This is a genomic window from Pseudoalteromonas sp. SWYJZ19 (assembly GCF_015864375.1).
In the GTDB taxonomy this organism is placed as follows: domain Bacteria; phylum Pseudomonadota; class Gammaproteobacteria; order Enterobacterales; family Alteromonadaceae; genus Pseudoalteromonas; species Pseudoalteromonas arctica.
Genome location: NZ_JADYXI010000003.1, coordinates 15,446 through 26,782 on the forward strand (window position 1 = coordinate 15,446; position 11,337 = coordinate 26,782).

Below are 11,337 nucleotides of genomic sequence, written 5' to 3' on the forward strand. Positions count from 1 at the left end.
CTCCCCTCTTTAACGGTTACTTACTTGCGTAAATGCTTAACAGCTTTATCAAGTACACCGTTTACAAATTTATGGCTGTCTTCAGCGCCAAATATTTTGGCCAGCTCGATACCTTCGTTGATAGCAACTTTATAAGGTACATCGTCGCGGAACTTAAGTTCATAGCTGCTTAAACGTAAAATTGCGCGCTCAACCATATCTAAGTCATTAAACGGACGTGTTAAATGTGGCGATACAGCTTCATCTAGTTGCTTGTAATTTACAGCAACACCTGTCGCTAGGTCTTTAAAGTATTCAACATCAATTTTAGTAACGTCTGTTTCGATCAACATTTGTTGTTCGATATCGGCAATTAAATTGCCACTTATTTGCCAAGAATAAACGGCTTGGAGTGCTAAGATACGTGCTTTACGTCTTGCTGCTGGTTTCACAAAAATTCCTTAAACTTAAATTTTATCTAACACATTAACCATTTCAAGCGCGCCTAAAGCAGCTTCGCCGCCTTTATTGCCCATTTTGGTGCCAGCACGCTCAATTGCTTGTTCAATGCTTTCTGTGGTTAATACGCCAAATGCAACCGGGATATCATACTCAAGTGATACTTGCGCAAGACCTTTGTTTGATTCGCCAGCAACTAGGTCAAAGTGTGGTGTACCACCTCTGATCACTACGCCTAATGCGATGATTGCATCATACTCTTTTTTTGCCGCAACGCGTTTAGCCGCTAAAGGTAATTCTACCGCGCCTGGTACATAAATAACGGTAATGTCGTCATCAGATACGCCGCCAGTGCGTTTTAGCTCATCAACAGCACCTGCAAGGAGGCTGCTGCCAATAAAGTCATTAAAACGAGAAATGACAATGGCAAATTTCTTGCCTGGAGCATACTTACTACCTTCAATAATTTTCATTTGATAACCCTAAAAATAAGTTCAAGCGGTTGCGATTGCGCAAAAATTGCTGCGCATCATACCATAAAAATAAAATAATAGCCTAGTTTAAGCGTGATGCTTATTGTGGCTCAATGTAATCAACAACTTCTAAATGAAAGCCCGAAAGTGCATGATACTTTTTAGGACGACTCATTAAACGCATCTGTTTAATTCCCAGATCTGCAAGTATTTGCGAACCTACGCCAACAGTACGAGATGTACCTTTGAATTTACGTGGCGTAACGCTTTCGCCAACATCAGCTGCTGCAAATGCTTTTACAGTTGCCTCTAACTCTTCAGTGCTTTCTTGCTTACCTAAAATAACTAAAGCACCTTCATTTTTAGCAATATAGGCCATTGCTTCAGAAAGGCCCCAGCTGCGGTCAGCACTTCTGTCTGAAAGTAGGATATCGTTAAAAGTGCTTTGCAAATGTACACGTACATTTGTCGGTTCTTGCTCTTTTATGTCGCCATTAAGCAATACGTAATGTAATTGGCCGTCAATTGTGTCTTTGTAAGTCACTAAATCAAACTCACCGTGAACAGTAGGCAACTTACATTTTGCAACTTGCTCAATTGTCGTTTCATTTAAGTTACGGTATTCAATTAAATCAGCAATAGTACCAATTTTAATATCGTGCTCTTTAGCAAACACTTCTAAATCAGGGCGACGCGCCATGGTGCCGTCAGCATTGAGTATTTCAACAATAACTGATGATGCTTCAAGCCCAGCTAAACGTGCTAAATCACAGCCAGCTTCAGTATGTCCTGCGCGAGTTAATACGCCACCAGGTTGTGCCATAATTGGAAAAATATGACCAGGCTGAACAATATCAGTTGGCACTGCGCCTTTTGCTATAGCCGCTTGCACTGTGCGCGCTCTATCAGCAGCAGAAATACCGGTTGTAACACCTTTTGATGCTTCTATCGACATTGTAAAGTTAGTCGAAAATGCAGCACCATTGTTTTTAACCATTAACGGTAAATCAAGTTGCTCACAACGATCTTGTGTCATGGTTAAACAAATTAAACCACGGCCATGAGTCGCCATGAAGTTAATCGCTTCAGCGCTAATATGCTCAGCAGCTATTATTAAATCGCCTTCATTTTCTCTATCTTCATCATCCATTAAAATAACCATTTTACCGGCTTTAATATCATCGATGATTTCTTGTGCGCTGTGTAAATTCATAAATTTGCTCGTGTAAGTTATCAGTTTCGTTATTTAATAAAACCCGCTTTTGCGAGTAAGCTCATCGAAATATCAGAGCCCGTTGGTTGCTCTGCACCTTTTATAAGGCGCTCTAAATAACGTGCAATTTGATCGACTTCTAAATTAACTTGAGTACCTACTTTAAAATGAGAAATTGTGGTCTGCTCACTCGTGTGTGGGACAATTGTTAATTTGAATTTATTGCCCTCTACAGCGTTTACTGTCAGGCTTATACCATCAATACATACCGAACCTTTGTACGGAATGTATTTCATTAAATTTTCGTCGGTTGTAAGCCAATATTCTGTTGCTCGCGCATTTGCTGCAATACTTGTGATAGTCGCAATGCCATCAACATGGCCAGATACTAAATGACCGCCCAAACGCGAAACTGGTTGCATGGCTTTTTCAAGATTAACCGTTTGCCCTAAAGCATAGTGAGCAAAACCGGTTAAACCAATCGTCTCGTTAGATAAATCAGCACTAAAGCCGTCAATATGTTTATCAACTACGGTTAAGCAAACACCATTGGTTGCAATGCTGTCGCCTAGCTTTACATCTTTCATATCAAGATCAGCACTTTGAATGCGAATAGCTAAGTCGCCTTGTTTTTTTTGTAATAAAGCAATTTTGCCTGTGGCTTCTATTATTCCAGTAAACATAGCGCTACTCTTTTTTATTAAGTGGTTTTAATGAGCTTTTAACGCGGTGATACGTAAATCGTCACCAATGCGCGCACATTCATTAAATGTTAAATTAACGGTGTTTTGCATACTCGTCAATTCAGGAAAATTAACTAAACTTTTTGCATCATGGCCCATTAATTTAGGCGCCAAATAAAAAACAAACTCGTCAACTAAATCAAGCTCTGTCATTTTACCAGCAAGTGTTGCTCCGCTCTCAAGCCAAACATTATTAAACTGCAGTTGCCCAAGCTTTTCTAAAACAGCCTGTAAATCAACTTTACCGTTACTTTCACTTACTTCAATATGCTTTACAAAATGCGGCCATTGCAGGGATTTATCAACCTTAGTCGTAAATATAATTACATCACTTTGGATTTTAAATAAAGCAAGGTCAGGTGTTAAGCGATTTTGAGAGTCAATTATAACACGCACGGGCTGGCGAAGCGGTAAATCGGTAGGTAACGTGCAAGGCAACTCGCTTAGTCGCACATTAAGTTTAGCATCGTCTACTAACACGGTATCGGCACCGGTTAAAATAGCGCAGCTTTGCGCTCGGTATAACTGTACATCTTGGCGAGCTGCGGAACTTGTGATCCACTTACTTTGCCCATTTTTAAGCGCTGTTTTACCATCTATGCTTGCTGCCATTTTACAGGTCACATAAGGTAAGCCTTGTTCCATTCGCTTAAAAAAGCCAACGTTAAGTGCGCGAGCTTGTGATTCAAGTAATCCATAAGCAACGTCAATACCGGCGTCGCTCAGTATTTTAAGGCCTTTGCCTGCAACTTGTGGATTTGTATCAACCATAGCAGCAATTACTTTTACTACGCCTGCCTTTTTTAAGCCTTCAGCACACGGTGGCGTACGCCCATAATGACTACAAGGTTCGAGCGTTACATAAGCGGTAGCGCCTTGTGCACTGTTGCCCCCCATAGCTAACGCGTTTACTTCAGCGTGCCCTTGGCCTGCTAATTGATGAAAACCCTCACCAATTATTTGATTGTTTTTAACTAATACACAGCCAACATTAGGATTAGGCGTTGTAGTAAACCGCCCTTTTTTGGCAAGTTCTATGGCGCGTGCCATATACATTTCGTCTTGTTCGGTAAAAATAGTTTGGCTTTGCATTGTTACTCCCCTAAACGGGCAATTTCTTCGCCAAATTCGCGTATGTCTTCAAACGAGCGATAAACAGAAGCAAATCTTACGTACGCAACTTTATCGAGTTTTTTAAGTGCTTCCATAATACATTCGCCCACCAAATGGCTTGAAATTTCTCGCTCACCCGTTGCGCGTAGTTGTGATTTTATTATATTTACAACTTCATCTACTTGCTCTGTACTCACTGGGCGTTTTTCGAGTGCGCGATTTAAGCCATTTAAAAGCTTATCCTCGTTAAACGGTTCCCGGCTGCCATCTTGCTTAACAACGCGAGGCATAACCAGTTCAGCGCCTTCAAATGTAGTAAAGCGCTCGTGGCAATCATTACATTCACGACGTCTGCGAACTTGATGGCCTCCGCCTACAAGGCGTGAGTCAATTACTTTAGTATCTTTTGCGGTACAAAATGGACAATGCATAACTCGGTACTTCCGTTTTAAAACAAAAAAGACCGCTAAATAGCGGCCTTTTATCTTAGCAAAAAACTAAACAGTTGTGATCTAAATTACTACTGCTTATGCAATTAAGCGTATACAGGTAATTTTGCACAAATAGCTTTTACTTTTTCTTTAACTTGCGCCTGTACAGATTCATCAGTGATGTTATCTAGTACGTCACAAATCCAGCCAGCAAGCTCTTTTGACTCTACTTCTGTAAAACCACGACGAGTGATTGCAGGAGAACCAATACGCAAACCAGATGTTACAAATGGTGAGCGTGGATCGTTTGGCACTGAGTTTTTATTAACTGTGATGTTAGCGTTGCCTAGGGCAGCGTCCGCATCTTTACCAGTGATATCTTTATCGATTAAATCAAGTAAAAATAAGTGGTTTTCAGTTTTGTCAGAAACGATTTTGTAGCCACGTTCTTGCATAACTGCAACCATTGCTTTTGCGTTTTTAACAACTTGTGTTTGGTATACTTTAAACTCTGGTTGAAGTGCTTCTTTAAATGCCACTGCTTTTGCTGCAATAACATGACATAAAGGACCGCCTTGGCCACCAGGGAAAACAGCGCTATTAAGCTTTTTGTAAATAGCTTCGTCGCCACATGCAGAAATAATTAAACCACCACGAGGGCCTGCAAGTGTTTTATGCGTAGTTGTTGTTACAACGTGTGCATGAGGAACTGGGCTTGGGTAAACGCCTGCCGCAATTAAGCCGGCAACGTGAGCCATATCAACAAACAGGTAAGCACCTACTTTATCAGCAATTTCACGGAACTTAGCCCAATCAACAATACCTGAGTACGCTGAGAAACCACCAATAATCATTTTTGGTTTATGCTCAAGTGCTAGCGCTTCAACTTGTGCGTAATCAATTTCGCCCGTTGCTTCATCTAGTCCGTATTGAATTGCATTGTAAAGCTTACCAGAGAAGCTTACGTGAGAACCGTGAGTTAAGTGACCACCATGAGCTAAGCTCATACCTAATACAGTATCGCCTGCATCTAACAATGCTAGAAAAACAGCCGCATTTGCTTGCGAACCAGCATGTGGCTGTACGTTAGCATAGTCAGAACCAAATAATTCGTTAGCACGGTCAATTGCTAATTGCTCAACAACATCTACATGCTCACAACCGCCATAATAACGTTTGCCTGGGTAACCTTCTGCGTATTTGTTTGTAAGCTGTGAACCCTGCGCTTCTAGTACGCGTGGGCTACAGTAGTTTTCTGAAGCGATTAGTTCGATATGCTCTTCTTGGCGAGCAGTTTCTTTGGTTATCGCGTCAAATAACTCTGGATCAAAATCCGAAATATTCATGCTACGTTCTAACATTGGGGTCTCCTAGGGCAACGTGTATGGTGTTTTTTAGAGGCTTTATTGTACGCTTTAAACGACTCTTTGCCTACGCTCTTAAGTTGAGGATATTTAAACAGGGATTGAAACTATTTCACAGCTCTTTTAAGATGATATTTTTTTATAAAGCCATAATAATTTTAAATGAATTATATTCACTACATTTAATTAGTAAATATAACTAAGTGTATTCATCCGTATAAAGTTATAAAAAAAGCGGCTCAAGCCGCTTTTCCTTTTAATTTAACTTAGCCTAATTTAGCGAGCATTTCGGTACGTAACTCGTCGTAATCGGCGTTCATATCGCTTGCTAGGCATGGTTTTGCTAGTGCATCAGCAAGTGGTTTTGGCATACCTAATTCAATATTTAGAATACCCTCTACGCTTTCTTTAAACTTAGCAGGATGAGCTGTCGCTAAAAAGATACCCGCTGCACCAGGTGCCCGATTTTCAACAAGACCTTGGTAAGCAATAGCAGTATGAGGCTCCGCAACATAGCCAGTTTGTTGAATTTTTTTCATCACGGCTTGCGTGTCTTGCTCGTTTACGCTTGTTGAATAAAAATTATCGTAGCTAAACCAGTTATTATCTAACATTGTTTGTACACGCGGCCAATTGTTTGGCTTACTTACATCCATCGCATTTGAAAGCGACTCAAGCGTTGCGTTTGGCGTCCAGTTTTTATCAAGCATAAAGCGCGGCACAGTATCATTTTGATTTGTTGTTGCACTTAATTTGCCAACAGGTAAACCAATAACCGCACCAATCATTGCGGCACACACATTACCAAAGTTACCACTAGGTACTGATATATGTGCTGTTGCGCGTTTTTCTTTTGGTAGCTGTGCGATGGCTTCAAAGTAGTAACAAACCTGAGCAACTAAACGGCTAATATTAATTGAATTAGCTGAGTTAAGCCCAAGTGTTGATTTAACTTCTTCATCTAAAAAGGCATTTTTAACTAGCTCTTGGCAATCATCAAAGCTGCCCTCAACTGCGTAACAATGAATATTGTTACCTAGCGTAGTAAATAGCTTTTGCTGAGCAAGTGAAATTTTGCCTTTAGGGTATAAAATAACAACATCGATATTTGGTTTATTGTAAAAAGCATGCGCTACAGCTGCACCGGTATCGCCCGATGTTGCTGTTAAAATAGTTACTTTCTCGTCTTTGTTAAACTGCGTTAAACACTCTGCCATAAAGCGACCACCAAAGTCTTTAAACGCAAGTGTAGGACCATGAAACAACTCTAAGCAGTATGTATTCTCTTCAACTTCCACCAGCTTAACTGGAAAGTTAAATGCATTTTTAACCATTTGTGTCACAGTGTCGCTTGGCAGCTCATCACCAATTAGGTGAGATAATATTTTACCACTGCGTGTAACAAAGTCCATATCAAGCAATGCATCAACATCGGACAGTGGGGCAAGGGATTCAGGGAAAAACACACCTTGATTACGACCCAAACCTGTTTTTACGGCTTCAACGAACGACACTTTTTGTGAGCTATCTTTTAAATTATGTAATTGCATGACTACCTATCCTATAAAACTGTTAATTGACGCGTGCCGTCGTTATCTAATTTACAAATGTGGCAAAAGCCTTGCTCGTTAATGTAATTGGTTTCTAACCACTGCGCGCATTGCTGTGCAGCTTCAAGTGTTTTACACACACTAAATAAGGTTGGTCCTGCGCCCGAAATACTGACTATTTCAGCGCCCAGCGCTGGCAAGCTTGCTTTGGCTTCACTAAAGCCTTTTATAAGCGGTGCGCGGTAAGGTTCTGCTATTTCATCTTTCATTATGCTTAGCGCATCGTCAAAACGATTAGTTAACAGCAAGCTACTAAATGCCGACAAACGCTGAGCAAACTCAACACTTGCATGCATGTTCAACTCTTTTGGTAAAACAGAGCGCGCTTTTGCAGTGTTGAGTGAAAAACCAGGAAACGCAGCAACGTAGTACCAGTTTTCATCAACAGGCAGTGCAATCGATTTATCAGGAATTAAATCACCTGTTAACTGCAAGCCACCTAAATAACATGGCGTGATGTTGTCGTAATGACGACCGCCACTTACTACAGCTTCAAAGTCAGCCATCAGTTCAATAAGCTCAACCTGACTTAAATTAGTTTTTGCAAACTTATCAAGGGCAGCAAAAGTAGCCACGACCGAACATGCACTAGAGCCAAGCCCAGAGCCAATTGGTAAGTTCTTTTTAAGCTCGAGCTTTACGCTTGGCATAGTAGGCGCAACATGCGCTCTAAAATGCACTAAGCACTGGTACGCTAAATTTTCATTAGCATCACTTGGTAACTTGTGAGCGTACTCGCCTGTGCAAATAAATTCGTCGCTTGGTGCTGCGCTTACAACGGCTACATCACCTAACAAACTGCCATCAATTGGCGCAAGCGCTGCGCCAAGTGCATCAAAACCCACTGCAAAATTACCAATAGACGCCGGAGCATATACTTCAATCATAACGAGCTCCTAGCGCGATAACGTTTTTAAAATATCAGCAAATACACCCGCGGCTGTTACTTCCGAGCCGGCGCCATAACCACGAATTACAAACGGACGTGGCTGGTAGTATTGGCTTAAAATAGCCAGTGCGTTTTCACCATCACGAATGACACTAAGCGCATGCTTTGCATCTACCGCTTCAATACCTACTTTACAGTGGCCTTCTTTAATTGTGCCTACATAGCGAAGTACCCTACCCTCGCTCGCAGCGCTTTTGATACGGTCGTTAAAATCAGCATCTAAGCTTGGTAGTTTTGCCATAAACTCATCAACGCTATCACCTTGTGCAAAACCTGGTGGTAATACTGACTCAACTTCAATATCGCTTAGCTCTAATTTCATACCGGCTTCGCGAGCGATGATCAATAACTTACGTGCTACATCGGTACCCGATAAATCATCACGAGGATCTGGCTCAGTAAAGCCACTTTCTTTGGCTTTAATAGTTGCCTCAGAAAGTGACAAACCATCTTGAAGTGCGCCAAACATATACGAAAGTGAACCTGATAAAATACCGCTAAACTCTAATAACTCATCACCGGCACCAAATAATGACTGTAAGTTGTCGATTACTGGTAAGCCTGCACCAACGTTCGTTTCGTATAAAAATTTACGATTATTCTTTTGCGTTGCTGCAATTAAATCTTGGTAATACGTGTATGAGCTTGTTGTTGCTTTTTTATTGGCAGCAACCACATGAAAACCTGCATTTAAAAAGTCTACATACTGCGCAGCAAGTGCATCCGACGACGTACAGTCAACAAGCACAGGGTTTACTAAATGATTTTGCTTAACAAACTGCTCTACTAGTTTTAAATCAAACGCCTGCTCAGATGAGGCCAATTTTTGCTGCCAATCACCAAAAGCAATACCTTCACTATCAAGGTGTAATTGGCGAGAGTTAGCAACACCATACAAGTTGAGTTTAATATTACGTTTTTCAAGCCACGCTTGTTGGCGCTCAAGCTGATTAATAAGCTCTTGCCCTACTAAGCCACAACCTAGTAAAAACACATCAATTGACGGCACATGCGTGAAAAAGTTTTCATGGCATATTTTTACGGCGTCGTTACAAAGTTCGCCATCAATTACTGCTGAAATAGCACTTTCTGTAGAATCCTGTGCAATTGCCACAATATTTACTTGCGCTTGTGCAAGCGATGCAAAAAATTTAGCCGCTAAGCCACGGTGCGCGCGCATGTTGTCGCCCACTAAAGTAACAATGGCTAAATTGCGCTGCACTTGTACAGGCTCAATAAGCCCTGCTTGTAATTCAAGTTCAAATGCAGTTTGTAGCGCATCAAGTGCAAGTGCTAGGTCTGTTTCGTGTACACAAAAGCTAATGCTGAATTCGCATGATGACTGCGTGATCAATACAATTGATACGTTATCGTGAGCAAGCGCGTTAAATACCTTAGACGCCATACCTACTTTGCCTTTCATGCCTGGCCCTGAGACAGTTAGCATTGCAAGGTCTTGTAGGCTCGAAAGCGCTTTTACTGGCTCATCTGATGAATAATCGTTACCAATTAATGAGCCTTGTGCGTCTGGGTTATGCGTATTTTTAATTTCGCACGGCACGCCTGCTTTAGCACACGGTAAAATTGTTTTAGGGTGAAGTACTTTTGCACCAAAATAAGAAAGCTCCATCGCTTCTTTATAAGATAAAAAATCTACTTTAGTCGCTTTTTTAATATAACGAGGATCAGCACTGTATACACCATCAACGTCAGTCCAAATTTGGCAAATCTCAGCTTCTAAACATGCTGCTGCAATGGCTGCTGAGTAATCTGAGCCATTACGGCCAAGCGTTGTAAGCTCACCTTTATCATTACTCGCCGTAAAACCAGGCATGATATAGATAGTTGCAGGGCTTTCTTTAAGCACAGCTTGAAAGCGCGCTTTACTTGTTACTAAATCAGCCTCGGCGTCGATATAACCGCCAGTTGAAGCGATACAGCTTGTTGCTTCTAAGTATCTTGCATCGTGCGAGTTCAATAAAGCCTGCATTAAAGAAACACTAACGCGCTCTCCGAAGCTAATTACAAATGCGCGAACTTGATCAGGGCAACATTGTATAAGTGATACGCCATCTAGTTTATTTTTAAGCTCGCCTAAGTTTGGCCAACTTGTAACTACTACACCACTTTTTTCAACGTCAGCTTTCAAACCTTCACAGCGGCTAACTAATGCTTGCCATTGCTGCGAAAAGTCAGAGCCTTGTTCTGCAGCACTTGCAAGTGCAACTAGCGAATCGGTCATTCCACCTGGAGCAGAAAGTACCAAAAGCATTTCATCTTTTAATTGTGCTTTAACTAGCTGAGCTACCTGTTGTAAGCATGCATAGTCGGCAAGCGAAGACCCACCAAATTTTAAAACTCGCATTGTTTATGTTCCTCATCCCATAAAACGAAAAAAGGCCTGTGTTCTAAGTGAACACAGGCCTTTAAATTTGTTGCACCGACCTATGCCACTATCCAGTAAGAATGATGGTTGTAATAATAATGGTCAGTACGCGATTAATTGTTTTCATATGTTAAGACTGCCTTAACAAAGGCTATGCTGTCAACCCTAAATTAAAAGATAAAACAGCCTTTTTTAACATGAAAAAACCTAATGAATGCCAAATTTATGCAATATTTCGTTTAAGTTAGATTTATTGATAGGTTTATCGATAAAGTCTATTGCGCCAAGTTGTGCGACTCGTTGCTTCATTTTTTCTTGTATATCGGCAGAAATAACTAAAACAAAGCACTCTATTTTTTCTATTTTTATAGTCTCGAGTACTTGTATACCATCAACTTCGGGCATGGTGAGATCTAAGCACAATAAATCAAAGCTTTGTGCTCGTAAAAGTTCTAGAGCGTGCGCTCCATTTGTAGCTTGTTGTATTTGAGCGTCTATACATTCATTTAAACACCGCACGACTTGTTTACGGGCAACTGCAGAATCGTCACAGACTAATATCGAAAATTTCATCATGTTTACTACTACACAACCATCAAAGTTATTAAAAGGTTATT

Annotated in this window: 11 protein-coding genes; all 11 read right to left on the reverse strand. The window is 41.0% G+C overall.

Features of this window, described 5'->3' with window-relative positions:
* Positions 1-20 precede the first annotated feature (20 nt).
* On the reverse strand, positions 21-431 hold the full coding sequence (gene nusB / locus I6F45_RS03810) for a transcription antitermination factor NusB (protein ID WP_024599862.1): 411 nt from the start codon (positions 429-431) through the stop codon (positions 21-23).
* Between the two features lie 15 nt (positions 432-446).
* The gene (ribH, locus tag I6F45_RS03815; protein WP_007587130.1) at positions 447-911 is read right to left on the reverse strand and encodes a 6,7-dimethyl-8-ribityllumazine synthase; all 465 of its coding nucleotides are present in this window, start codon (positions 909-911) and stop codon (positions 447-449) included.
* Between the two features lie 100 nt (positions 912-1,011).
* Positions 1,012-2,124 (reverse strand): bifunctional 3,4-dihydroxy-2-butanone-4-phosphate synthase/GTP cyclohydrolase II, encoded by a 1,113-nt coding sequence (gene ribBA / locus I6F45_RS03820; protein ID WP_165739809.1) that lies wholly within the window; start codon positions 2,122-2,124, stop codon positions 1,012-1,014.
* 29 nt (positions 2,125-2,153) lie between these two features.
* Positions 2,154-2,807, reverse strand: a complete 654-nt coding sequence (locus I6F45_RS03825) for a riboflavin synthase (RefSeq protein ID WP_165739806.1) — start codon at positions 2,805-2,807, stop codon at positions 2,154-2,156.
* Between the two features lie 27 nt (positions 2,808-2,834).
* The gene (gene ribD / locus I6F45_RS03830; RefSeq protein ID WP_165727307.1) at positions 2,835-3,959 is read right to left on the reverse strand and encodes a bifunctional diaminohydroxyphosphoribosylaminopyrimidine deaminase/5-amino-6-(5-phosphoribosylamino)uracil reductase RibD; all 1,125 of its coding nucleotides are present in this window, start codon (positions 3,957-3,959) and stop codon (positions 2,835-2,837) included.
* A gap of 2 nt (positions 3,960-3,961) precedes the next feature.
* The gene (gene nrdR / locus I6F45_RS03835) at positions 3,962-4,411 is read right to left on the reverse strand and encodes a transcriptional regulator NrdR (protein ID WP_006794272.1); all 450 of its coding nucleotides are present in this window, start codon (positions 4,409-4,411) and stop codon (positions 3,962-3,964) included.
* Between the two features lie 104 nt (positions 4,412-4,515).
* Complete coding sequence (gene glyA / locus I6F45_RS03840; RefSeq protein WP_165727306.1) at positions 4,516-5,772, reverse strand: serine hydroxymethyltransferase; 1,257 nt, start codon at positions 5,770-5,772, stop codon at positions 4,516-4,518.
* A gap of 269 nt (positions 5,773-6,041) precedes the next feature.
* Positions 6,042-7,325: a threonine synthase gene (thrC, locus tag I6F45_RS03845; RefSeq protein ID WP_165741378.1), complete on the reverse strand. Its 1,284-nt coding sequence runs from the start codon at positions 7,323-7,325 to the stop codon at positions 6,042-6,044.
* Positions 7,326-7,336: 11 nt separating this feature from the next.
* The gene (thrB, locus tag I6F45_RS03850; RefSeq protein WP_165741379.1) at positions 7,337-8,272 is read right to left on the reverse strand and encodes a homoserine kinase; all 936 of its coding nucleotides are present in this window, start codon (positions 8,270-8,272) and stop codon (positions 7,337-7,339) included.
* A gap of 9 nt (positions 8,273-8,281) precedes the next feature.
* Complete coding sequence (gene thrA / locus I6F45_RS03855) at positions 8,282-10,699, reverse strand: bifunctional aspartate kinase/homoserine dehydrogenase I (protein ID WP_165722047.1); 2,418 nt, start codon at positions 10,697-10,699, stop codon at positions 8,282-8,284.
* A gap of 228 nt (positions 10,700-10,927) precedes the next feature.
* Entirely contained in the window at positions 10,928-11,296 is a 369-nt protein-coding gene (locus I6F45_RS03860) for a response regulator (RefSeq protein ID WP_024589756.1), read from the reverse strand.
* Between the last annotated feature and the right edge of the window lie 41 nt (positions 11,297-11,337).